Below are 23,565 nucleotides of genomic sequence, written 5' to 3' on the forward strand. Positions count from 1 at the left end.
GAGGTTAAAAGCGTTTACCGAGCGCATAGAGCGGCTCAAGAACCCATTGATAGAGATGTCGCTTGTCGACAATAAAATCTGCATTGACTGCACTGCCCGGCGGCAGAGAATACTTTTCGCCGTAGGCGCTAATGGACTGTTTATTCAGCACTATTTTGACCTGATAAAACTGCTCCTGGGCCTGGTTATCGCCGGTGACGGAAGCCACATCTTTTGGTGTAAGCGCCGACTCAGATACTTCCAGAACCCTGCCATACTGCTGACCAAATTTCTGATATGGGAAGGATTCATAGCGCAACACCACCTTCTGCCCCGGTTTAATAAAACCAATCGCGCGACTGCTGAGCATCACGCGAGCCTGCAGGTCTCCCTCCCGCGGGATAAGCGACGCCAGCGTTTGCCCGCTCGCCACGATCTGCCCTCTCTTCACCAGTACCGACCCTACAATCGCGTCCGCAGGCGCAGTCAGGATCGTCGCCCGACGCGACTCGTTTTCCAGTAAGGATTGATTGAGTTCGGCTATTTTTTGGTTAACCTCATTCTTCTGTTTCAGAAAGTTGATGGGTTGTTCAATGCGCTGCTGCTGGAGTTGCGCCAGTTGCTGTTTCAGCTCCAGCAATTGCCGCCCCACATCCTGCATTCGCACGACGGCTTCGAGGCGCACGGAGTCCTGCTGATCGATTTGCGAGTTTGAGGCATACCCTTCAGCGAGCAACGCTTTGAGGTTTTTGAGCTTCTCCTGCTCAATGCCTATCTGGCTTCGCCGCTGGCTATTAATTAACTGCAACTGGGCGATTTGTTCTTTCAGCAGCCCGATGCGATCGTTAAGACCCTGCATCGTGCTGGTGTTAATCGCCTCCAGATTCTGCAACTCACTGTTAAGGACTTCTCGTTGATCGTGAAGCTGCCTGGCGATTTGCTCGCGCGTCTCCCCCAGAGAGGTTGAGATATCGCTGGAAAGAGAAGCCAGCTTCTCGCCTTTTTTTACCCTTTGCCCCTCATGGACAAAAATGCCGGTAAGCGTACCGCCGCCAACCGAGGCGATATCCAGTATCCCCTGCTCTGGCACCAGTGTGCCCTTTGCGGACTCGCGTTTGGTGTAGCTGCCAAAAATCAACAATGCGATGATGGCTGCCGCGATGCCGCCGACAAAGACAATCAACAGCCAGCGCCAGGGTGGGGTATATAACACCACCGTGCCGATAGATTTTGCGCGATTGTTATCGATCGCCTGCTGACGAAATAAAGGTTCTGACATTTTTCGGCTCCGTATCCTTACTGTGCGCAGCGATATTTTTTGAGCGCCGACATATCCAGTTCGCCAAGCGTGGCATCCAGTTCAGTGTGGGCGCGGATTAAGGCGAACTGCGCTTCAGATTTCTCACTCAAGGCAGAGGCGTATTCATTCAGGGAATCGAGCTCATCAATGAGCGTGCGCATACCTATCTCCCTGCCATAGCGGGTGGAATCAAGGCGTTCATGGGCAGAGTGAAGTAAACGCTCACTCGCGGCCAGACGCGTAAAGCCACTCTTCAGGGCATTCAGAGAGCCATTAAGACTCTGCTTTGCGCGAAGTTGCGCCAGCGCCAGCAGATCTTTCGACTGTGAGCGCCGTTTCGCCGCTTCAATACTTTGCGATACCGCGCCGCCTCCGGAGAAAAGAGGAATGGAAACATTCAGCGACACCATTGTGTCGCGTGTTTTATTCGTCGTACCGAAAAGTTCATCCAGCTCATTGCTGTCCTCCGCCCGGCTCCAGTTTGTGCCGTAACCGGCCTGCAGATTAACTACCGGCAGATGGGCGCTGGTCGCCGTGAGCACATCGGCATCACTCTGCCTGACGGAAAACTGCGCAGCGCGAATATCAAGGTTGTCTTTCATCATCGCTGCCTGCAGTTGTTCACGCGGAGTCGTGCGCAAAGAAGGTATGCAGGAAAGAGTCGCCTCATTAATTTCACTGGCATCGTGTCCGGTCAGGCTGATAAAAACTAATGCCGCATCATTGAGGTCACTTTCCGCATTCACAATATCAGCCTGTGCCTTATCAAAGCGGGCCTGGGCATCGCTGACATCAAGGCGCGTTGACTCCCCCAACGATAGCTGCGCTTTCGCCTGATTAAGCTTTTGCTGATAAAGCTGCAAAACCTGTTTTTTACTGTTCAGCAACTCCCGGCGATAGACCACATCCGTCCACGCCACGATGGTGCTCTTAATCAGTTTCTGCTGCGCCTGTAACAGTTTCGCATCCGCCAGATCGGCAATCGCATCCCCCTTTTTCCAGGCCGCATATTTGGCAAGATCAAATACAGGCTGCGTCAGATTAACCGTGGCGCTATGCCGGGTAACACCAGCGGCATAGCTGGCATCCGGCTGATCGGTTTTAGACCACGAGCCATTAAGGGAGACCGTCGGTAATAATCCGGCAAAACCCTGGTTTCGTTTTTCATTGTCCGCATCATGCTCATTACGAGCCGCATTCATTTCCGGGTCGAAACTATTGGCGGCTAATACGGACTCTTCTATATTAAGTGCATAACTATGCGCGATATTTAATGCATTAACCAACAGGCTTATTGCAATGCAGGTTCGTTTCATGTTTTTTCTTTTATAAAATACTGTGCATGTAGACATACTTCATCAATTCACCATTGTTATGAAGATTCAGCTTCTTCATCGCGCTGGTTTTTTGAGTCGCAATCGTGCTTATTGCCCGCGATCTTTTTTCAGCGATTTCCATCAGGCTATAGCCATCAGAAAACATTTTGATAACTTCCCACTCATTTTTAGAGAGTTTTTCACGCGGCAACGCCTGTGCGTTACTGTTTAATTGCTCCAGAATAGAATCAGAAATGTACTTATCTGATTTGTCCTGATCAAAGACATGCATAATTGCCTGTTTCAGTTCTCGGGAGTCGTCAGTCATACTAATAATGGCATTCACATTCATTTTTAGGATTTTATCGATAACGTTAATGTCCGAATCCTGTAAAATCAGAGCGACCTTGCTGTTAATTTTCGGCAATTCACCACGCATATTGGGCTGATTCACCTGCAGGTGATTCATCAGGTTAAACCAGCTTGCAAGATCGGTGATGATAAGGTCGAGATTTTCAACCTCCATTGCCTTTAACAAGACACTATCGTTCTTAAAAATGTTAATTGTCACATTAGACGTTGGGAACACCCTCTGGAAGTAATCCAACAGGAAATCATGAAAAACATTGAATCGATAAAGTAAAACAATATTTATGTTTTGCATTTCCATCATCGAATTTTCCTCCCGTAAGTCACGAACACAATGAATTAAACATAATTTTAAAAAGAAACTCAAACGTCAAAAAAACTGAAACATTAAAAAAACACAGCTTTCATATAAAAAAACCACAGCGTCTTTATAAAAAAAACTAAAATCGCACAAAAAACACCCGATAAATTTTAAAAATATTATTTTTAAACTTAAAAAAATCGAATAAACCGATTGCATCGCTTATCTAAGGCGGGTGGTATACCCGCTGGAGGGATTAATCCTAAAACCATCAAATGAGCAGTTTCACTGACAGTTAGACGTTAAATTTCACGTTTATACTCCCAATTTATACCCATATCGTTAACAATTGACCAGTATATTGTCTGCCTTCCGCCAGCAATATCCTTATTGGTAAGGCTAACTCTTTTTGTTTCACCGGGTAATAACGTCACACCGTTATAATTAACATTGCTAAATTTAATCCCGGAAAGGGAGAGCACACGCTTTCCAGGGTTCGAAAGAAGCAGCGCGGCATTTTCACCTTTTACCAGCGAGGCATTAATTATTTCTCCTTCGCTCTCTTCCAGAGCCTTCATCGCTACAGGGCGAACAATAAGTTTGATGCGTATCCGCAGCGGCATTACGATCTGCTGCATTGTGCCTGCTTTACGATTTGTATTCGGTGGAACCTGATAGATATTAATCCAGTACAGTTTTTCCACATTTTCTACAAAATTTTTGCGCAGCAGTTTAATTCGTACATCCCTTTGCTGTCCCGCCGCCAGCTTAAATACTGGCGGCAAAATCGCAATGGGCAGGTTTAAATTATCGGGTGATGCCAGCAGATTGCCATCATCGACCCATACCTGAATTAAAGACGGGATCGTGTCGGCATTCGTCAACAGTAGAGATTCTTCAGCGGGATCGGTCGATAAAATAACGCGTGAACGATCGGGACTCACGACAGCCCCGGCCGGGGGAATCCCCCCAGCCAGGGCCATAATAAGCAATACCGATTTACTGAAAACTAACCACCACCTGAAGTTGCGCATCGACAGTTCCTGCTGTTGCTTCATTGCCAGGGAGAGCTTCCAGGGCAGAGATAAAATCACCGGTATATTTAAGTGTCGTATCTTCATTGTCACCAACATATTCAGTAATATCTTTATAGGCATACCAGCCAGCACTTTCGCCGCCCCCTGTGACACGGGAAGACAACAAATTAATTAACTTCATCGAACTGTCATAAACCCGAATACCTACGCCACTGGCCACCCCTTCTGCACCGTAGTTATTATCTAGTAGCCAGGTAATGCCGCCGCTGGAATTTTTAAGGCCCAACGTTTCCGCTGCCTCCACAGCTATTTGCTGATTAACCAAAAAACCGACGGCGACATTTGGATTACTGGAGGAGCTTGTTACCCCTGATACCGCATCTTTATCGCAATCCAGCGTTATGGAGAATGGCTGTTGACTCACACCGCCACTATTGAGTTCACCGGTGCCGATTTTCGGGAATACTACCCGGTCGGTGTAATCTTTCAGAATACACATTGCACCACGGGTGACGGTAATCGAATTATACAAGCTCCAGGCTCCTGGCCAATACGTATAATAGCCATCTTTTTGGCTCCCACTGTCACCGCCCTCACTTATTGCCGTCGCCATACCGGGCCCTTTAAAGACCAAATAACCATTACTCGTCGGATTTTTGTAAACAACGGTACTCGCACCGCTTGAAAAGTAAGAGGTCTGATCGGTTTTAATCAGTTCAAGAAACGCATCACTGAATGCAGAAGCTGGAATAAAAATATACGTTCCGTCATCATACCATTCTGAAGATGAGAGTTTACGAGACTGCCAACGGTTCGTGTAGTAAAGCCCCGTTTTAAGGTTAGTAATTCGTAAAGCAACGTTTTTGGCATAGGTGTAATAACCCCCCTCGATATCCTCTACAGGATATTGACCCGCGTAGGGGTTACTACCTGCAGTCGCATACATTTCATACAGGCTATCTTCATCTGCTTTAGCGCAGCGAAAAAGTACACGATTCGCACTATAATCTGAATCTTTTACAGCTTGAGTAATAAAATTGCCCGTCGCCGCGGAGAGAACCGTTCCGCTGGGTAACGATGCGACTCCCGAACCGATACTTATCATCGGGGATAAGCCTAATTGCGCCGTACAGCCGTCGCATGCGCCTGTCCAACTGCTCGCAACATAACCGGCGTTGATAGCACTCGTGCTAAGCTGAGTCGTTGCGGTCACTTTTATACAATTTGCCCCTGCGACGGGCGCCAGCATTAACGCCAGCAATCCGGCAAAATAAACAGGTTTCAACGTCATGACTTATCTTCCTCACACACCGCGTTTAGCTGAACTGGCTCAGCCTCTTCATCAACAGGTTTATCCAGTTGATAGCGGATCCGACACTGGGCATTCGCCGCATCTCCCCACTTAACGAGCAGTACCCCGCTTTGTTCTGGCAGGCGCGCATAGGCCATCCCGGCCTGGCCGACCATCCCGATATTTTTACCTTCCGCGCTCAGGACATCCGCCCCCATAGGAACCAGCGTACCGTCCGGCGTTTTGGCAATAATCAGAACCGGGCGCCCATAGACTGTTTCAAAATCCACTCGCGCGACAGAACCGGCATACGGCACCAGACGCGCACTACCGCCATTGATTTCAACGTTCTGATTCATGGTACGCGTGTCCAGGCTGACCTGGTTTTTCCGATACGGCACCAGAGAAGGCAAAATCGCGTTGCCGAAACTATCAATGCGGGAACCTTGCCCGTTGCGTACCAGCGCGCCTTTCGCCCCATCCGCGTGAACCAGCGCAAAGGTCTCGCTGGCATAAGGCCCGTAAGTCACCCCTTTCTCATGAACAACTAACGTGCCGTTGGTGCCCAGCCCCAACTGTTTGAACCCCTGCCCCTGGGACCAGGAGGCGCTCATCGTCCCCACTGATGTGCGATCCTGCACGTTAGCTCCCCACGAGGTATCATGCCCGCTCGCGTTCTCGCGATACTGGTCGTAGCTGCCATAGATGGAATAAGAGTAACGGCTGTCATCCCCGGCCGACCCGGACAGGGTCGCGGTGGTGGTGCGGCTGTATTTATCCTGACTCATATCCATGGATACGCGTGATGAGGTATCACGCCATTCAAGCGGCATAGAGAAGTTTATTGAGATGATATTCTCGGTCGTTTTCTTATAATTATCCGTGTTGTAGTCGCTATCATTAACGCTATAAAGATTGCCATTATCCCAACTGGTGCGCTGACGTCCGGCGCTGATGTTGTAGTTCACTTTTCCCCAGTTGTTCCCATAGGTGAGTTGCAACTCGCTGACGCGCGGACGGCTTCCGTAATAGTCGGTGGTACTCGCGCTGAATCCCAACGTACCAAAGCCAAACATATCCTGGCTCATCGTCGCGGCCAGGCGATTTCTCTGCTGCAACGTATCGGAGTACCAGGTTTCGCCATTTTTATTCTCACGGCGCATCCCGAGGATATCCTGCAAATCACGATAGCCACTGGTTGAGTACCGGTAAGCCGCAAGCACGAGGTTAGTGCGGGTCGCAAAGCTTTTGCTGTAAGACAACTCAGCTCGCCAGCCGGTACTGGTCTCATCATTAGCCTCTTTTGCATGAGACCAGGTGGTATTCAACGCAATCGCCCCTGCCTGAGAAGCCCAAACCCCACCGAGGAGCAGTGCTTCATAATCATGGGCAAGGCGCATCCCGCTGTTCAATGTGAGGCTGTTATTCACACCGTATTGCAATACACCTTCCGTGAAATCGTTATCCACCGAGTAGTAATTGCGCACACGCCCGGCGGCAAATTCATAGGAGAGATTTCCCGGGCGAACGGAATCCGGCACCGCCGCGTATGGCACGGTAAAAGACGAGGTTTTCCCGTCTGCGGAAATTACATCAACATGAAGGTCGCCATTACTTTTGGTGTTATACAGATCGCTGATAACAAACGGCCCCGGCGGCACAGTTGTTTCATAAATGACGCGATCCTGCTGTTTGATCACCACGCGTGAGTTTGATGTGGCAGTACCAATCACCTCTGGCGCATATCCGCGTTTACCCTGCGGCCACATGCGCTGATCGGTTTCCAGTTTGATCCCGTTAAATGAGATCCCGCCGAACATACTGGTGCTGGTGTAGTTATCCCCCAGGCTCAACTGGCTGGAAATATCCGGCAGCGGACGCTGTACCCATGTCCGCACGGCATTCCATTTATAGGCGCTTCCGGCGGTATTGCTGTCCATATAACGCAGGTTAGCCTGATGGCGAGCCTGCCAAAGGCCCGCATTCGCCCCGATGTTCATCATGCTCCAGAGGTAGCTATAGGTGCTGCCGCTGGCGCTGTTTTCATTGTGATAATAGTTTGTACTATGACGAGCAAAAAGCACGGGGGCGCCGCTGTTCCATTCGGAAACAGGGATAAAGCCTCGTGGCTGACGGAAAAGCGAAACCTGTGGAACAACAAACTCCAGAACCAGGTTTGCGGTGTCGAAATGCCAGTTTGCACGCTTGACCCTTTGCGCCAGAAAAATGCACTCGTCCGTGGCGCTACTCGCGTCGGCATCCGGTTTTAACTGCAGGAGTTTTAGTAATGCCGGATCAAGACAAGGCGATGCGGAAGCGGCATCCGGAGTGATTTTCCTGAAAGTTACCGGCATTTCCGTTGCCAGGATTTCACCATTCAGTGAGATATCGACCAGTTGCTTACCTTCAGCGATAGCCACCTCTTTCTGGCTAAATTTATCCAGGTCAATATGGTGCTCAAGGGAAGTACCGGTAAGCAGGTTTGAGTCAAAGCGGTATTCTTCAGCCCGCGCGCTGTTCTGCATCGCGAGCTGTAAAAAGAACGCGACGGCGCTCAGGTAAAAGGCGACAGAATATCCTTTTTCATGTGCATTAGAGTTGAACGTCGTATTCATTTGCCACCCTGGCTCCGTAATCGTTTATATACGTTACTTTTACTTTCGACTGCCGGCCCTTTTGCGCCGTGCCGCCATTAAGAGAAATATCCTGCGATTCGAAAGGTGAAATCATCGGGATTTTTCCTTTCTGCGCATTGCCATCAACTTGCACATCCGTGAGCGACACAAAGAACGGTGAGTTATTTTTAATAGTGATACCGCCATTCGATGACACAAACGACAACATCTCGCCTATTTTTTTCGGGTTAGCCGTTATTTCTGCTGGACGATAAAAAACCTTCAGTCGATTTTTCAGCATAAGTACTATCTTATTCTTTTTCTCTCCCCCGAGATTTGACGGCGGGATCTGTAAGAAATTAAAATAAAATACACTTTCACGATCTGTAGGTAGTTGCGGATTACCCATTTTCGAAAGACGAAGTACCTGGCCTTCATTCGCGGCAATTCGAAACGACGCCGGGGTAATCATAAATGGCGATTTGCCTGTAGCCGGTGTTGACTCGGCATCACCGCTATCCAGCCATGCCTGAATAACATAAGGAAAGTTGTCACGATTACGCAGTTGAATATCGACAGATTGATCTTCTGCATGATAGACAACCCGCGAGCCAATCATAATTACAGTAGCGCTGGCATTTTTATAGACGAAAAGTGAAACCAATAAAGCGACAGCCACTACAGCCCGAACAAATCCATTACGCTGCATAATATTTCTCGCGAATTTTTATATTAAAGAGCCATCCCTGGCGATCTGATAAAAGCTAATGCTTATTCAGACCATTCCATTTTTTTTGCATCATGCAAATTATTCGTATACAACGGCATACTGCATAGTACCTTCAACTTCACCGGCAGTAGATGCAGCAGTTGCATAGTACTGAGCGGTATAAGTTGCAGAAGCTTCGCTTTCGCCAGATGCCAGAGACAGGTCGCCATCAGCAGTAAATTCAGAAGTCAGGTCAATAACGGTATTCGCGGTATCCAGGATCTGAACTTCAACGTTTGCAGCAGCATCGCTGGCGATGTTGCCCAGGTTACCGTTAGTGCTAACGTTATTACCTGCAAAACGCGTAGAGATGGTTTTACCATCCAGCGCAGCCGGGCAATCAGTTACAGCGATATCGAAAGTCGTTTGACCTGCAGTATCAGCCGCAGCAGCCAGGTCTGAAGTGCTTACAGTTGGCAGAAGCACCAGCGGAGAGCTGGAATTACCATTTACGGTTACAGAACAGGTTTCGTCTGCGACTTCACCTTTAAAAGTAATGGTGTTATCAGAAGCTGCGAAAGCCTGAGACGCGAACAGAACACTTAATGCTGATGCAATAACCAGTTTTTTCATTTTTATTACTCCATGTATTAGATTGCGCTCGCTATTGGAGCGCTTGAACTCAAACTTATATGATATATGAAAGCTGCCCTTTAATGCTTTATTCATCGCATCGCCACCGCAAGCTGACGTAAATATAATTGCACCCATGTTGTTTTTTGTAAATAAGACTAAAAGATGCAACTTTTTAAGCTTGATAAAAAATTAGAATTAATACGATCTATTAAATAAAAACTAAATTAATTAACTGCAATGACATTATTAACGCGAAGCAGACCCGCAATCGCACAAAAAAAAAGTGGATAATAATTCCTACAAAAGATAACAAAAACAATCAAAGGTTTTATTGTAGATATAAAATAGTTAATCGAAATAATCAGATATGATCTTTTTGCGATCTAACATGTTAAAATTAAGTTAAAAAATGACCAATAACATCACCATACGAGATGTTTTACCCAGACCCAGGGTAAAGAATCCATATAATTAATTGATTTTAAAAGGTTATCTTTTAATATGGCGATTTATATCGCCATGCTTTTCTTTTGCAGTCATTACGTCTGCAAAGGTGAGAATCAATAGAATTTCATTAAATGACATCAATGGAAATGGTTCTGGATTGCAGTCAAATGTAAAAGCGACCCGGTAAAAACTCCGCAAATAAATATTGCGCTGTGAATATGCTTTCTTTGATTTCCGTGTACTCGTATACTGAAACTAAGTAATAATACCAGTCTAATATTTTTAGAATTATTACTAAATCCATCAGCATAAATAGAATTATTGCTATTTCACCCGTTTTTGAATAAAAAAACCTGGCATGCAGCCATCGCCTTTAATGGCAGGTATATAAGGAACGAGATATGCTCAAGAGAAATAAAAAACGGCTATTAAATAAAATCAGCTTACTGAATTGCATTTGTTTAATACCGGTGTCGACGTTTGCAGTATCGTATTCACCCTGGCAAGTCAGCGATGGCTCAGCACTTGATGTCACCAGTAGCTATCGCGCTACGCAACAGGGTGATTATGAGCTTTACAGCTATGGCGATGGGAGCAAACTCACAACGACGGCACCTGGTCTGGTTTTTAGTTCCAGCTATGCCAGTACCAATGTTGCACAGGCGCTTAAAGGGGGCGAAATATCACTGACCGACGCGATACTCCAGAGTACTGGCGCCTCCTCCTCGGTGTTATTAGCGCAGGGGGGAACCCTCGATGTCACCGGTGGCAGCATTATTAGCAACGGCAGCGGTACCTCATGGGGTATCAATGCCCAGTCATCCTCCATCGTGACGCTCAATGGCACGGGGCTAACCTATACCAGCGGTGGTTCCGGCGCAGCTATTTCGCTCGCATCCAGTGAGCTGCAGGCCCAGGACGTGACGATTACATCCAACGGCAACTCTGCGGTATTAATCAACCGCGGTTCAAACGCCAGTTTTGATAACAGCAGTATCAGTGCGCAGGGGAACGCCACCGGGATCGCCGCAACCGGGAGCAACGCCAATGTGCTGGCGCAGGTCAGCCTTACTGACAGTAAAATCACTACGGAAAACGCCACCGGTATAAGGGGCATGTATTCCGACATCACGCTTAATAATACAAATGTGGAAACGCACGGCGACGCGGCACATGCGCTGGATGTCAATGTGGCCACACAAATGAATGTGACCGGCGGGACGTTCCAGACTTCGGGCAGTAAAAGTTTTGCCGCGTGGGTAGTGGACGAAGCATCGTCGTTGACGGCTCAGGATGCTTCCTTCGTGACGACCGGCGAAGGCGCACATGCAGTCGCCGTGCAAAAAGGTAGCGCAACGCTCAGCGACAGCGCCCTGACCACCAGCGGTAATGATGCTTATGCGTTATATAGTGAAACCGCCGTTACAGGCAGCAGGTTAACCCTCAATACTTATGGCGATAATGGGATCGGCATGATGGCCGCTCGTGGTGGGAGCGCGACGCTCACTGACAGCACCATAACCACCCACAGCGATGGCGCAGCCGGCGCACTGGCTTATCCACAATCAACCGTGAATCTGGATAACGTTACCGTTACCACCTACGGTGACAACGCATATGGGCTGTGGGATTACGCTGGCACAATCAATGCATCGAACAGCACCGTCAGCACCACAGGTAACAGTGCCGGTCTGTATGCCAACGGCTATTCGGAGACGTTAAGTAACGACGTATCGCTGAAAAATGTGCAACTGAGCAGCGAAAAAGCTCAGGCAGTCAGCGCATCAGCGACAACACTGAATCTCGATCTACAGGACTCCACCTTAACGGGGGGAAATCAACAGGCTATCACCGTACAAAGTTCGCAGGATGACGACGCGAGCTACTACAGCACCGTCAGCGTTACTGCCAATAACACCGTGCTTAATGGCGCCACCCAAAACATCTCCACCCTCTCCCTTGATAGCAGCAGCGTCTGGAATGTCAGCGCGGACTCCACACTGGCTTCACTGACTAACAACGGCACGATTAACTACAGCAGCGACGGACAGGCCCGAACGATCACCGTTTCGGGAAATTACGCAGGCGATGGCGGGACGCTGGTGCTGAATACCGTGCTGGGAGACGATAGCTCGCAAACGGATAAACTGGTTGTTCTGGGCGATGTAGAAGCCGGGACAACGGCGACATCCATTAATAACCTTGGCGGTTCAGGCGCGCAAACCGTTGAAGGCATAGAAATTGTCAGCGTCTCCGGGACATCCTGGGGGGAATTTACCAAAGCGGGCCGTATTGTCGCCGGGGCCTATGATTACGATATCGTTAAAAAGGGACAGAGCTGGTATCTCACAAGCAGTACTGAAGAAACCGATCCGGGCGATAACGGCGGCGGCGATAACGGCGGCGGTGATAACGGCGGCGGTGACAACGGCGGCGGTGACAACGGCGGCGGTGACAACGGCGGCAGTGATAACGGCGGCAGTGATAACGGCGGCAGTGACAACGGCGGCAGTGACAACGGCGGCAGTGACAACGGCGGCAGTGACAACGGCGGCAGTGACAACGGCGGCAGTGACAACGGCGGCAGTGACAACGGCGGCAGTGATAACGGCGGCAGTGATAACGGCGGCAGTGATAACGGCGGCAGTGATAACGGCGGCAGTGATAACGGCGGCAGTGATAACGGCGGCAGTGATAACGGCGGCAGTGATAACGGCGGCGGCACGGCCATAACCCCTGTCGTCCGCCCTGAAATGGGGGCATGGCTGGCAAACCAGCAGGCCGCAAACACGCTCTTTATGATGCAACTTCATGACCGCGAAGGCGCTCGTTATTTAAGCCAGAACGATCATGGTGCCGGGATGTGGCTGCGTCAGGTCGGTGAGCATAATCGCTCCCACGACAGCAGCGGACAACTGAAAACCCAGTCAAATCGCTACACGGTACAGATCGGTGCCGATCTTGCTCAGTGGAATTTCACTGCGAAAGACCGCCTTTACGCAGGGATGATGGCAGGCTACGGTCATAGCGACAGCCGTACCGACTCTGGTGTTTCCGGCTACTCAGCGAAAGGTCGCGTCAGCGGCTATAGCTTTGGCCCGTATGCCACCTGGTATGAGGACATCGCCACGCGTGAGGGAGCCTATGTCGACAGTTGGCTACTCTATAACACATTTGACAACACCGTTTCCGGGCAGGATCTCGCACGGGAAAATTACACATCACGCGGCGTACAGGCATCACTGGAGAGTGGTTATAGCATCAAACTCACCGATAACGGCGCTCTGAGCAGTTGGGTGCAACCCAAAATGCAAATCGTCTGGTCAAATATCACCGCTGACGATCACACGGAAGCTAACGGTACCCGCGTTCATCAGCAAACGCAGTCGAACGTTATGACTCGCCTTGGGGTTCGCGCCTGGTTACGCGGCCACAGTGCGTATGATGCCGACACCGGACGTGAGTTCCAGCCCTTTGTCGAAACGAGTTGGTTGCATAATACTCATAACTGGAGCATCCGGATGGATGATACAACCCACTATATTGATGGCTCACGCAATATTGCGGAGCTAAAAGTGGGGGTCGAAGGACATATTGCTCCAGCAGTTGATATGTGGGGTAACGTCACCCAGCAATTGGGGGACGCAGGCTATTCCTCAACCCAGGCCATGCTTGGTATAAAATATCGCTTCTAACCTGCCAGCCCCTGTAAGCATGACGTTTACAGGGGCATTGCAATAATGAGCGCGATTACAGTAATACCTCAATGATAAGCAGATACGGTATCGACATCCCACCAGTTAAATTAAATAAAAAATATCGAATTAAATCGAAAACGAAGGAAGTTATCTGTTTTCATTCTTTTTTCTATATTAACAGAACATCAAAAGTATTATTTTTCTTCACGAGCATTGCTCTCTACATATTAAAAAGGAAAAATGATGAAAGAATTAACTCAAGCGGAAATGACACTGGTTAGCGGTGGTACAACGGATGGTGCTCTGTTTGGTCTGGTTGATGGTATGGCGACCGGGATGGCAATCGGCGGTAAATGGGGCGGCGCAGGCGGCTTCGGTTTCGGCGCACTGTCTCAACTGGTTGGCCTGATTGTTCCTACCGTTATGGGTGGGGCCCTGGGTCTGGTGTATGGCGCAATGACTGACGAAAATCAGGTCGACACACTCCTGGCTGATTACCGTGACAAATTCGGCCCAGGTAATACCGCTAACAGCAGCATCTAATTGCATCGTTGTTAGTTCGCGCAATAATAAGGCAGATTTCTCTGCCTTATTATTTTTACTGACGCGTTATTTTCCTGAAATCTCATATCATCAAAATATTTCCACGATTATCACCGCGCCCTTCTTGTACAGTCAACAGCCCTAACATCAGTAGATATCAAATCACATTACAGGTGGAAATTTTACCCAGGACAGAACGCCGGGTTACGATCAGGCTGCATATCACCGCTGATAAGCAGCCTTGTTGCGGGTCAAACTATTTTAGCAACGCCAACGCAGCCAGAATACCTGCACCGTAGTCTGGATGAACCTGACTGAACAGATCAATCTGGCGCATTTTAATCTCCTCAGGAACGTTATTAAGCTCCCCGGCGATACGCCCGTACATTCGGTTGCGCTCTTCCTGACTGAGAAGTTCAAAGAGTTTACGCGGCTGGCTAAAATAGTCCGTGTCTTCACGTTGATTCCAGTGATCGGCGGCACCTTCCAGGGTCAATGGCGGCTCTTTAAACTCCGGTTGCTCCTGGAACAGGCCATAGCTGTTCGGCTCATAGGTTGGGCCATTACCGCTATTCCCATCAACGCGCATCGCGCCATCACGATGATAATTATGGAAAGGGCAACGTGGCTGGTTAACCGGTATTTGATGGTGGTTTACGCCAAGACGATAACGATGCGCATCACCGTATGAGAAAAGTCTTCCCTGTAGCATTTTATCGGGAGAAAAACTGATGCCAGGCACGACATTTGCCGGAGACATAGCAACCTGTTCAACTTCAGAAAAATAGTTGTCCGGATTGCGATTGAGCTCGACAACCCCCACTTCAATCAGCGGATAATCTTTGTGAGGCCAGACTTTGGTCAAATCAAAAGGATTATAAGGAACTTTAGACGCCTCAGCCTCCGGCATAATTTGCACGTAGAAAATCCAGCGAGGATAGTTACCTGATTCTATCGCTTCATAGAGATCGCGCTGCGAGCTTTCGCGGTCTTCAGCAATAATTGCCTTCGCTTCATCATCCATCAGGTTTTGGATCCCCTGACAAGATTTCAAATGGAATTTCACCCAGAAGCGTTCATTCTTCTCATTAATAAAGCTGTAGGTGTGACTACCAAAGCCATGCATGGTTCGATATGAACGTGGGATCCCGCGATCGCTATAGTCGATGGTTAACTGGTGTAAAGCCTCGGGCAGATGGGAGAAGAAATCCCATTTATAGGTTGGATTTCGCAGGTTCGTCCGCGGATCGCGCTTAACGACATGGTTGAGATCCGGGAATTTCAAAGGGTCGCGGAGATAAAAGACCGGCGTGTTATTCCCGACGAGATCCCAGTTACCTTCCTCGGTGTAATATTTCATGGCAAAACCACGAATATCACGCTCGGCATCAGCAGCCCCTCGTTCACCCGCAACCGTCGAGAAACGGATAAACATTTCGGTCTTTTTCCCCTGGTCGGAGAAAATTTTCGCTCGGGTATAAGCTTTTAAGTCATGTGTTACGGTGAAAGTACCATACGCCCCCGATCCTTTGGCATGCATACGGCGCTCAGGAATGACTTCCCGAGAAAAATGCCCCAGTTTTTCAAGATACCATACATCCTGTAATAGCATCGGCCCGCGAGGCCCTGCCGTGACAACATTATTATTGTCGACTACCGGACAGCCCGCCCCTGTTGTTAATCCTTTTTTTTTCATAACTTTCTCTTTATTGTAAACAGGAATAGAAAAAAACGATAAACACATCCACTGGCACTCGGTAAATTAGACCACCAGCATTATGTGCCTACCATAAACACCATATAATTTCTTCAGATACAGGTACACGGAATGACGTAAAAATACAGAATTACCCTGGAAAACCAACAAACTCAATGCCTACAATAATTTCATGACAATCACATGACAATCACATGACAGTGCGCAGAGACATTATTACCAGGCAAACTATATTTCCTTTTCTTACTACAGAAATCATTTTCAGATAAATCACAAAGAGATCCGATGTGTTGTATTTATTTATATTATCGATAGGTAATTTCTTCTTTACGCCATCCACTCGGGGAGCGTAGTTTTGCAACAGGGGAAATAAATAGAACCCTGTCAACCATATTGATTCACTGCACAGACAATACCCTTATCGATATATGTTAGGGTGTTGCCGGCAATAAAGGAGTATTCAACATGGCATTTGCTACTACAAAGGACGGCGTTAAAATTTACTTCAAAGACTGGGGAGATAAAAACGCTCAACCTATCGTCTTCCACCATGGCTGGCCATTAACCGCTGATGACTGGGATAATCAAATGTTGTTTTTCCTGGCACAGGGCTACCGTGTTATTGCCACCGATCGTCGCGGCCACGGCCGTTCTGATCAGGTGAGCGAAGGCCATGATATGGATCACTATGCTGCAGATGTTAATGCGGTTGTTGAAATGCTGGATCTGAAAAATGCCATCCACATCGGTCACTCAACCGGTGGCGGTCAGGTTGCTCGCTATGTTGCAAAATATGGTCAGCCACAGGGGCGGGTTGCGAAAGCTGTGCTGATAAGTTCCGTTCCCCCTCTGATGATCAAAACAAAAAATAATCCGGAGGGTACACCTGTAGAGGTCTTTGACGGATTCCGTAGCGCACTTGCAGCTAACCGTGCGCAATTTTATATCGATGTCGCGTCAGGGCCGTTTTATGGATTTAACCGCAAAGATGCGGTGATCTCTCAGGGAACGATTCAAAACTGGTGGCGTCAGGGCATGATGGGTAGTGCAAAAGCCCATTACGAAGGCATCAAAGCATTCTCCGAGACCGATCAAACCGAAGATTTAAAAGCCATTCAAATTCCGGTTCTGGTCATGCAGGGTGATGACGACCAGGTTGTTCCTTATAAAGATGCGGCAGTGATGCAGGATAAATTGCTTAAAAACAGCACTATGATTATTTATCCTGGCTATCCGCATGGTATGCACACGGTGCATGCCGATGTTATCAATAAAGATATCTTACAGTTCATCCGTAAATAATTTTTTATTGATGCGTCACAACGAACCACCTCCACTGGAGGTGGTTTTCGTTTCACTACTGGAATAGATGAAATATAACGCGATCCCCAGGAAAATAATCGCGCCCAGACGGCTTAGCGAAAAGGGAATAGACTCATTGCCCAGCCAGCCAAAGTTGTCGATAAGCATACTCATCGTCAATTGACCAAAAATAACAGCGACTGTTGCTACTGCTGTCCCAATTCGCTGAACCGCAAGCACCATGATGACAATATATGGCACCCCAAACATGGCCCCTAATAATTGCCATTTAGGTACGTCCATCAGAGTGATGGTATGCTTTGGTTCAAAGAAAAATATCAGAAAACCGGTGAGCAGTGCTCCGACTGAAAACGTCAGGAAAGCACTCTTAAATACCCCCACTTTGCTACCAAGCTGTCCGTTGATCGCGGCCTGAATACTCAGTACGGAACCGCCAATAACAGCTAATAAAATCATAATAATAGTCATGTCGTTACCTTAACCTTGTGCAACCAAAATAAGTGCTGCGATGATAAAAATCAGCGCGATGATGCGTTTATTGTTAATTTTTCGGCGCGGCGTACCCAGCAGGCCATAGTGGTCGATGATCAGACTTTTAAACACCTGTCCGGCCAGGATGCCAATCATCGTCATGGCAACCCCAATCGCCGGTGTGACGACGGTGAGAATAATGACGTAGATGGGGCCGAGTACCCCGCCCAGCAGTTTCCAGGAGGGTTGTGAAAAGAAAGAGGGGCTGTTGCGCGGACTAAAAAAAAGCATCAGCAGAAATGTCAGTACCGCACCGACGCCGAACACGCTGAAGGTAGCCCATAAATCCCCCACCTTTTCTCCCAGAGGCCCCAATAGCCCGGCCTCTACCGATAGCCCCATGCCACCCGCGATGACCATAAAAATGAGTACCCATTGCATAGCAAATATTCCCCTGTTGATCAGGCGGCTAAAGCTACGCCTGTTCAGTGATGAGAAAAATGCCATAATGTAGTAAACACCTGTGCAGGAATCGCATTAATGAATCATCCTGGAAGCGTCAGTATTCGCTCTCTCCTTATTTTTATTGACGTATACGATACGCAGAATTTTTCGGTCGTCGCGCGTCGTGAAGGGATTTCAGCCTCGCAGGTTTCACGTATCATTCATCAGCTAGAGGATGTGCTCGGCCAGCAGCTTTTCTACCGTAACACCCGGGCGATCATCCCAACTGAAAGTGGAGATCTGTTTGTTCGCTATGCGCGCGCCATGGTTGCTAATCTTGAGGATGCACGCAGGGAGCTTAATGAACGCTCGCAGGAGCCTTCCGGGGTTGTACGGATTAATGCCCCCGTATTCTTCGGCCAGCATCATGTCGCCCCCGCCCTTCCAGGGTTAATTAACCTGTACCCTCGACTTAACGTCGAACTGACGCTAACGGATGATTATATCGACCCGCACAGAGATGCCGCTGACATAATATTTCGTATTGGTGTGTTGACTGATTCTTCATTCCACGCCCGTGTTTTTGGGCAGCAGTTTTATCACCTGGCGGCATCGCCTGAGTATTTAAGCAAATACGGCATACCTGAAAGACCTGACGATCTCTGTCACCATAAATGCCTCGTCTACAGAGGCTCATCCGGGCCAAATCGTTGGCTTTTACGCAAGCCAGGTGAAGAGTGGATCCACTACCCTGTCTCTCCACTGATGTCATCCAATAATGCAGAAACCTTGCTTGTAGCCGCACTTGGCGGCATGGGAATCGTCCTTTTCCCGGACTGGCTAATCGGCGAAAAATTAAAGAATGGCGAACTGATTGCGCTTATGCCGGATCTGGAGGTTTCCATTAAAACAGATTTGCAGAGCATCTCGGCTATATACCCAAATACCCGGCACCCATCGCTCAACGTCAGATCGGTTATTGATTACTACGTTGGAGTGTTCGGCTCACCTCTTTACTGGCAGTCTGGCGAGGAAGGCGGGGGTTGAGGCCACTCCCGGCGGAATATCTCTCCTTTCGCTAGAGCGTTGATATGACCAATATATTACCCTGACAATTTTGTCATATCGCGGTCAGGCTTATGTCAGCTTCGGTCTGTATATTTCTCTATAACGACAGAGGAAACATCCTCTGATATAAGCCAGGTTTCAACCTATCATAAATGAGGTATTAGCCATGAAAGCACTAATTATTACGACACTACTTGTGGGTTTCATTTCCGTAAACACCGTATCTGCAGCACAGGAAGTCAACCACGCGGATGGAAAAGAAAAAATTGGCGTCGTCTCCGCCAGCAATGCCTATACACTTGATGAGCTAACGGATGCCCTCTCTCACAAAGCCGATGAAAAAGGGGCGACCGCCTTCAAAGTGCTGTCAGCATCGGGAAATAACAAGCTGCATGGCACCGCGGAGATTTATAAGTAATCTATTTTGGGGCAGTGGTTAGCTTGCTGGTGAAAATAACCGCAGATGCCCCGAAACGCATCACGATGTAAACCCTTACTTAACTGCGCCAATCGACCAGGCAAAGAAATCGGGCTTCCTGACATCCATTCAAAAATGGTCTGGATCACATTTTTCAGTCTGAAAAATAGCGACGCAAATTCGCTGTGTTATCATTCATTTTGTAAATACCTTTCAACTCAACCCGAGGCTTTGATGCTGGAGAATGTCATCATCTGATAATCAGCCCCCCGACCTTTTCAGGCCGGACTGATTATCAATGCGCCGAAATCGAATGCGGACACCGCTGTGTGTTTGCACGTTTTGCACATGATGATTAAACAGGTTTTCCAGTATGAATTTATCCCGTCAGGAACAACGTACCTTACACGTTCTCGCCAAAGGTGGCCGTATTGCGCACGTTCGCGATGCGTCTGGCCGCATCACTTCCGTTGAATGCTACAGCCGCGAAGGGCTGCTGCTCAGCGACTGTACGCTTACTGTCTTCAAAAAGCTCAAAACCAAAAAGCTGATCAAATCCGTTAATGGCCAACCCTACCGTATAAATACCACGGGGTTGAACAACGTTCGCGCTCAGCCTGATAACCGTTAAGGAGAGGATGATGGATATCCCACGTATTTTTACTATTAGCGAAAGCGAACACCGTATTCATAACCCATTCACTCCGGAAAAGTACGCCACGCTGGGCCGCGTGTTACGCATGAAGCCAGGCTCGCGCATTCTCGATCTCGGCAGCGGTTCCGGTGAGATGCTTTGTACCTGGGCTCGTGATTACGGTATTACCGGCACCGGCATCGACATGAGCCCCCTCTTCACCGCTCAGGCAAAGTTGCGTGCGCAAACGTTGGGCGTTAGCGACCACGTGCATTTCATCCATAACGACGCGGCCGGTTATGTCGCGGATGAAAAATGTGACGTGGCGGCCTGCGTCGGCGCAACCTGGATTGCGGGAGGTGTCGCCGGGACGATGGCTCTGCTGGCCAGGAGTCTGAAATCTGGTGGGATCATGCTTATCGGTGAACCGTACTGGCGTCAGGTACCCGCGACGGAAGAGATAGCGCTATCCTGCGGCGTCTCGTCCATCGCAGACTTTCTCACCCTACCCGAGCTTGTCGCATCTTTTGACGAACAGGGCTATGACCTGGTCGAAATGGTGCTGGCGGATCAGGAAGGCTGGGACAGATATGAAGCAGCAAAATGGATGACCCTGCGTCACTGGATGGAGGAAAACCCTGACGATGACTTTGCGCATGAAGTTCGGGCGGAGCTGACGTTAGCGCCTAAACGCCACGTCACATACACCAGGGAATATGTGGGTTGGGGCGTGTTTGCGCTAATGCCGCGATAGTCTGGAACAGGCGGTATAGCCCGAAAGGGCTGTGCCGCCATCACTGGCACCGCTACCATTAACACATGCCTTTTCCAGTAACTCACGGGTACGACGGGCATAATCTGCCTGTCACTCCCCCACCTCATTGGCTTACTGTCAGTATCCCTGCAGGCTCTCCGCATCTTTTATAATTTATACGTCAAAAACGCCTTGAGCAGGGTTCAGTTGTCCGTGTAATACAACACTATGGTAAATCGATTTTACGGCGCACTATGTTACAATGCCAGCATATGACTGCAGCAAGATCATCGTTGTAGGCAGTGTTTAACGGGATAAGAAAGGCTGCTTAACGTTGTGGTTATTATCTTAGAATGATTAAAATAGAGAATAGTCATTATGTCTACCAAAAATCAATCAAATAGATTAACAAGTCAGCACAAAATATCTCAGGGAGTAGTAGGGATATTTGGTGACAGTGCAAAATCACATGATGTTGCCGTTGGAGCTGTATCTAAAGCAGTTAAAATTAAGCTTGAACTTGAGTACCCTCAATTATCTTTTAGATACCGCGAGTCTATAAAAAAGAAGAAATAAATGAAGCCATGAAAAAGGTTGATGAGAACCTTGGGCAGACTCTTTTTATATTAAATTCCAGCATCAAACCTGATGGTGGGATCGTAGAAGTTAAAGATGACAACGGTGACTGGAGAGTAATACTTGTCGCGGAGGCTAAACATCAGGGCAAAGATGTTATAAATATCAGGAACGGTGTTCTGGTCGGTAAGGGTAGTAATCAGGATTTGATGGCTGCAGGTAATGCAATTGAACGATCACATAAAAACATATCAGAAATTGCTAATTTTATGTTATCTGAAAGTCACTTTCCTTATGTTTTGTTCCTTGAGGGTTCTAATTTTCTAACACAAACGATCACTGTAACAAGACCGGATGGAAGAGAAGTGGTTCTTGAGTATAATTCAGGTATATTAAATAGATTGGATAGGTTAACAGCCGCGAACTATGGCATGCCAATAAATAATAATTTGTGTGTGAATAAATTTGTCACGCACAGAGATAAAGTCATTATGCTGCAGGCCGCATCTATATATACTCAAGGCGCGGGTGAACGTTGGGATCCAGAAGAAATGTTCGAAGTCATGATGGATATTTCTAAGTCTTCGCTTAAGGTGTTGGGAAGAGATTTGTTTAACCAAATCACCAACAAATAACATACTGATATACAAAGTTAAATTACCAAAACAAGGGTTTTAAATGGCTAGGCTGGCAACAAACAAGCTTTTACAAAAAGCAAAAAAATCGAAAAGTGATGAATTTTATACACAGCTTTGCGATATAGAAAGTGAGTTGCAATATTATAAGCCACACTTTGAAGGCAAAGTTGTTTATTGCAACTGTGATGACCCTAAAGTAAGTAATTTCTTTAAATATTTCGTTAATAATTTTTCAGAACTGAAATTAAAGAAGATACTAACATCTTGCTATAGAGAAAAAAATGATAGCTTATTTTCTTCCGAGGAACTGGAAAATGGTTTCTTCTCTGAATATACCGCAGCGATGAATAAGGGAGATGGCGATTTCCATCCCAACATTATTCATTTTGAAGGCGATGGTGATTTTCGAAGCCAGGAAAGTATAGAGTTATTAAAAAAATCTGACATTGTGGTTACTAACCCACCATTTTCATTGTTCAGAGAGTATGTCCAACAATTAGTTAAATATGACAAAAAGTTTTTAATTATTGGAAACGTGAATGCCATAACATACAAAGAGATATTTAAACTAATTAAAGAAAACAAAGCGTGGCTTGGAATAAACCTTGGTAGAGGTGTTTCTGGATTTATTGTTCCAGAACACTACGAGTTATATGGTAGTGAGGCCAGGATTGATGACTCTGGTAACAGAATAGTATCGCCAAATAATTGTCTATGGTTGACCAACTTAGATACTTATATTCGTCATAAGGATATTGTACTTACCAGGAAATACTATGGTAATGAAAGTGATTATCCAAAATATGACAATTATGATGCGATTAATGTAAACAAAACAAAAGATATTCCATTAGATTACAGTGGAGCTATGGGGGTACCAATAACATTTTTACATAAATTTAACCCTGATCAATTTGAAATAATAAAATTTAGAAAGGGGAACGATGAAAAGGATTTGTCTATCAATGGAAAGTGCCCGTACTTCAGAATACTGATAAAAAACAAACGGATACAGAGTTGATTTGTATATACCTATCGATCCTCTATCAACAGCCGCAAAGGATCCTGGTCCTCCTCTAAAAGAGCATGCCTCCTGATTGATACGTTAATTTTCATAACGTCAACAGGCGGCCTTGCCCGCCACCCTGATCGTCCATTGAAAATGCTACCGGGTGAACTGTAAGCATCCCGGTAAACCGAACCATTCACTTTTAGAGATCTTCCGACATACTGATTATGTCCTGTGAGGAGATCACCATGCGCAAAGCCCGATTCACCGAG

General features: G+C 47.5%; 19 protein-coding genes and 1 pseudogene. 9 read left to right on the plus strand and 11 right to left on the minus strand.

From position 1 onward, the window contains the following. Window positions 1–4: 4 nt before the first annotated feature. The 8 genes from VSR74_RS08725 to VSR74_RS08760 all read right to left on the minus strand — a co-directional run bounded on the left by VSR74_RS08725 (window position 5) and on the right by VSR74_RS08760 (window position 9,550). Window positions 5–1,258 carry an HlyD family secretion protein gene (locus VSR74_RS08725; RefSeq protein ID WP_347794303.1) on the minus strand — a complete coding sequence of 418 codons (1,254 nt, stop codon included), beginning with the start codon at window positions 1,256–1,258 and terminating at the stop codon, window positions 5–7. Window positions 1,259–1,275: 17 nt separating this feature from the next. Then, window positions 1,276–2,595 (minus strand): TolC family outer membrane protein, encoded by a 1,320-nt coding sequence (locus VSR74_RS08730; protein WP_347794304.1) that lies wholly within the window; start codon window positions 2,593–2,595, stop codon window positions 1,276–1,278. Window positions 2,596–2,605: 10 nt separating this feature from the next. Further along, window positions 2,606–3,268, minus strand: a complete 663-nt coding sequence (locus VSR74_RS08735; protein WP_347794305.1) for a LuxR C-terminal-related transcriptional regulator — start codon at window positions 3,266–3,268, stop codon at window positions 2,606–2,608. 299 nt (window positions 3,269–3,567) lie between these two features. Continuing rightward, window positions 3,568–4,299: a fimbrial biogenesis chaperone gene (locus tag VSR74_RS08740; RefSeq protein ID WP_347794306.1), complete on the minus strand. Its 732-nt coding sequence runs from the start codon at window positions 4,297–4,299 to the stop codon at window positions 3,568–3,570. Beyond that, entirely contained in the window at window positions 4,265–5,593 is a 1,329-nt protein-coding gene (gene stbD, locus VSR74_RS08745; protein WP_347794307.1) for a fimbrial usher protein StbD, read from the minus strand. The genes VSR74_RS08740 and stbD overlap by 35 nt, the downstream gene beginning before the upstream one ends. Beyond that, window positions 5,590–8,208, minus strand: a complete 2,619-nt coding sequence (locus tag VSR74_RS08750) for a fimbrial outer membrane usher protein (protein ID WP_347794308.1) — start codon at window positions 8,206–8,208, stop codon at window positions 5,590–5,592. The genes stbD and VSR74_RS08750 overlap by 4 nt, the downstream gene beginning before the upstream one ends. Further along, complete coding sequence (locus VSR74_RS08755) at window positions 8,186–8,917, minus strand: fimbrial biogenesis chaperone (protein ID WP_347794309.1); 732 nt, start codon at window positions 8,915–8,917, stop codon at window positions 8,186–8,188. Before VSR74_RS08755 ends, VSR74_RS08750 begins: the two co-directional genes overlap by 23 nt. Window positions 8,918–9,016: 99 nt before the next feature. Further along, entirely contained in the window at window positions 9,017–9,550 is a 534-nt protein-coding gene (locus VSR74_RS08760; RefSeq protein WP_347794382.1) for a fimbrial protein, read from the minus strand. 851 nt (window positions 9,551–10,401) lie between these two features. On the opposite strand from VSR74_RS08760, the gene VSR74_RS08765 reads away from it, so the two are divergent. After that, window positions 10,402–13,695, plus strand: coding sequence for an autotransporter outer membrane beta-barrel domain-containing protein (locus tag VSR74_RS08765; protein WP_347794310.1), 3,294 nt, complete (start codon window positions 10,402–10,404; stop codon window positions 13,693–13,695). Between the two features lie 246 nt (window positions 13,696–13,941). After that, complete coding sequence (locus tag VSR74_RS08770; protein WP_347794311.1) at window positions 13,942–14,241, plus strand: DUF5862 family protein; 300 nt, start codon at window positions 13,942–13,944, stop codon at window positions 14,239–14,241. A gap of 256 nt (window positions 14,242–14,497) precedes the next feature. On the opposite strand, the gene VSR74_RS08775 is transcribed toward VSR74_RS08770, so the two are convergent. Next, window positions 14,498–15,937, minus strand: coding sequence for a catalase (locus VSR74_RS08775; protein WP_347794312.1), 1,440 nt, complete (start codon window positions 15,935–15,937; stop codon window positions 14,498–14,500). A 486-nt stretch (window positions 15,938–16,423) separates the two neighbouring features. On the opposite strand from VSR74_RS08775, the gene VSR74_RS08780 reads away from it, so the two are divergent. Next, complete coding sequence (locus VSR74_RS08780) at window positions 16,424–17,260, plus strand: alpha/beta fold hydrolase (protein WP_347794313.1); 837 nt, start codon at window positions 16,424–16,426, stop codon at window positions 17,258–17,260. Window positions 17,261–17,275: 15 nt separating this feature from the next. Here VSR74_RS08780 and VSR74_RS08785 read toward each other — a convergent pair whose 3' ends face one another. Together VSR74_RS08785 and VSR74_RS08790 are read right to left on the minus strand one after the other, a co-directional pair. After that, a complete protein-coding gene (locus VSR74_RS08785) occupies window positions 17,276–17,749 on the minus strand; it encodes a DMT family transporter (RefSeq protein ID WP_347794314.1) in 474 nt (157 codons plus the stop codon). 9 nt (window positions 17,750–17,758) lie between these two features. Beyond that, the gene (locus tag VSR74_RS08790) at window positions 17,759–18,193 is read right to left on the minus strand and encodes a DMT family transporter (protein WP_347794315.1); all 435 of its coding nucleotides are present in this window, start codon (window positions 18,191–18,193) and stop codon (window positions 17,759–17,761) included. A gap of 99 nt (window positions 18,194–18,292) precedes the next feature. Between VSR74_RS08790 and VSR74_RS08795 the strand changes: the two genes are divergently transcribed. From VSR74_RS08795 to VSR74_RS08820, 6 genes and pseudogenes are all read left to right on the plus strand, one after another. Continuing rightward, on the plus strand, window positions 18,293–19,243 hold the full coding sequence (locus VSR74_RS08795; protein WP_347794316.1) for a LysR family transcriptional regulator: 951 nt from the start codon (window positions 18,293–18,295) through the stop codon (window positions 19,241–19,243). A 187-nt stretch (window positions 19,244–19,430) separates the two neighbouring features. Next, window positions 19,431–19,682: a YdgH/BhsA/McbA family protein gene (locus VSR74_RS08800; RefSeq protein WP_347794317.1), complete on the plus strand. Its 252-nt coding sequence runs from the start codon at window positions 19,431–19,433 to the stop codon at window positions 19,680–19,682. Window positions 19,683–20,055: 373 nt separating this feature from the next. Next, window positions 20,056–20,313 carry a YjhX family toxin gene (locus VSR74_RS08805; RefSeq protein WP_347794318.1) on the plus strand — a complete coding sequence of 86 codons (258 nt, stop codon included), beginning with the start codon at window positions 20,056–20,058 and terminating at the stop codon, window positions 20,311–20,313. Between the two features lie 10 nt (window positions 20,314–20,323). Then, window positions 20,324–21,070 carry an SAM-dependent methyltransferase gene (locus tag VSR74_RS08810; protein ID WP_347794383.1) on the plus strand — a complete coding sequence of 249 codons (747 nt, stop codon included), beginning with the start codon at window positions 20,324–20,326 and terminating at the stop codon, window positions 21,068–21,070. A 378-nt stretch (window positions 21,071–21,448) separates the two neighbouring features. Beyond that, window positions 21,449–22,281 (plus strand): annotated as a pseudogene (locus tag VSR74_RS08815) (EcoRI family type II restriction endonuclease). Window positions 22,282–22,324: 43 nt separating this feature from the next. Further along, window positions 22,325–23,305 (plus strand): adenine-specific methyltransferase EcoRI family protein, encoded by a 981-nt coding sequence (locus VSR74_RS08820; protein WP_347794319.1) that lies wholly within the window; start codon window positions 22,325–22,327, stop codon window positions 23,303–23,305. Window positions 23,306–23,565: the final 260 nt, after the last annotated feature.

Source organism: Pseudocitrobacter cyperus (assembly GCF_039889165.1).
GTDB lineage: Bacteria > Pseudomonadota > Gammaproteobacteria > Enterobacterales > Enterobacteriaceae > Pseudocitrobacter > Pseudocitrobacter cyperus.

Bases quoted from the DNA above. Each gene is read 5' to 3' on its own strand.
- VSR74_RS08725 (WP_347794303.1), bottom strand. From the start codon at position 1,258: ATGTCAGAACCTTTATTTCGTCAGCAGGCGATCGATAACAATCGCGCA.
- VSR74_RS08730 (WP_347794304.1), bottom strand. From the start codon at position 2,595: ATGAAACGAACCTGCATTGCAATAAGCCTGTTGGTTAATGCATTAAAT.
- VSR74_RS08735 (WP_347794305.1), bottom strand. From the start codon at position 3,268: ATGATGGAAATGCAAAACATAAATATTGTTTTACTTTATCGATTCAAT.
- VSR74_RS08740 (WP_347794306.1), bottom strand. From the start codon at position 4,299: ATGCGCAACTTCAGGTGGTGGTTAGTTTTCAGTAAATCGGTATTGCTT.
- stbD (WP_347794307.1), bottom strand. From the start codon at position 5,593: ATGACGTTGAAACCTGTTTATTTTGCCGGATTGCTGGCGTTAATGCTG.
- VSR74_RS08750 (WP_347794308.1), bottom strand. From the start codon at position 8,208: ATGAATACGACGTTCAACTCTAATGCACATGAAAAAGGATATTCTGTC.
- VSR74_RS08755 (WP_347794309.1), bottom strand. From the start codon at position 8,917: ATGCAGCGTAATGGATTTGTTCGGGCTGTAGTGGCTGTCGCTTTATTG.
- VSR74_RS08760 (WP_347794382.1), bottom strand. From the start codon at position 9,550: ATGAAAAAACTGGTTATTGCATCAGCATTAAGTGTTCTGTTCGCGTCT.
- VSR74_RS08765 (WP_347794310.1), top strand. From the start codon at position 10,402: ATGCTCAAGAGAAATAAAAAACGGCTATTAAATAAAATCAGCTTACTG.
- VSR74_RS08770 (WP_347794311.1), top strand. From the start codon at position 13,942: ATGAAAGAATTAACTCAAGCGGAAATGACACTGGTTAGCGGTGGTACA.
- VSR74_RS08775 (WP_347794312.1), bottom strand. From the start codon at position 15,937: ATGAAAAAAAAAGGATTAACAACAGGGGCGGGCTGTCCGGTAGTCGAC.
- VSR74_RS08780 (WP_347794313.1), top strand. From the start codon at position 16,424: ATGGCATTTGCTACTACAAAGGACGGCGTTAAAATTTACTTCAAAGAC.
- VSR74_RS08785 (WP_347794314.1), bottom strand. From the start codon at position 17,749: ATGACTATTATTATGATTTTATTAGCTGTTATTGGCGGTTCCGTACTG.
- VSR74_RS08790 (WP_347794315.1), bottom strand. From the start codon at position 18,193: ATGCAATGGGTACTCATTTTTATGGTCATCGCGGGTGGCATGGGGCTA.
- VSR74_RS08795 (WP_347794316.1), top strand. From the start codon at position 18,293: ATGAATCATCCTGGAAGCGTCAGTATTCGCTCTCTCCTTATTTTTATT.
- VSR74_RS08800 (WP_347794317.1), top strand. From the start codon at position 19,431: ATGAAAGCACTAATTATTACGACACTACTTGTGGGTTTCATTTCCGTA.
- VSR74_RS08805 (WP_347794318.1), top strand. From the start codon at position 20,056: ATGAATTTATCCCGTCAGGAACAACGTACCTTACACGTTCTCGCCAAA.
- VSR74_RS08810 (WP_347794383.1), top strand. From the start codon at position 20,324: ATGGATATCCCACGTATTTTTACTATTAGCGAAAGCGAACACCGTATT.
- VSR74_RS08820 (WP_347794319.1), top strand. From the start codon at position 22,325: ATGGCTAGGCTGGCAACAAACAAGCTTTTACAAAAAGCAAAAAAATCG.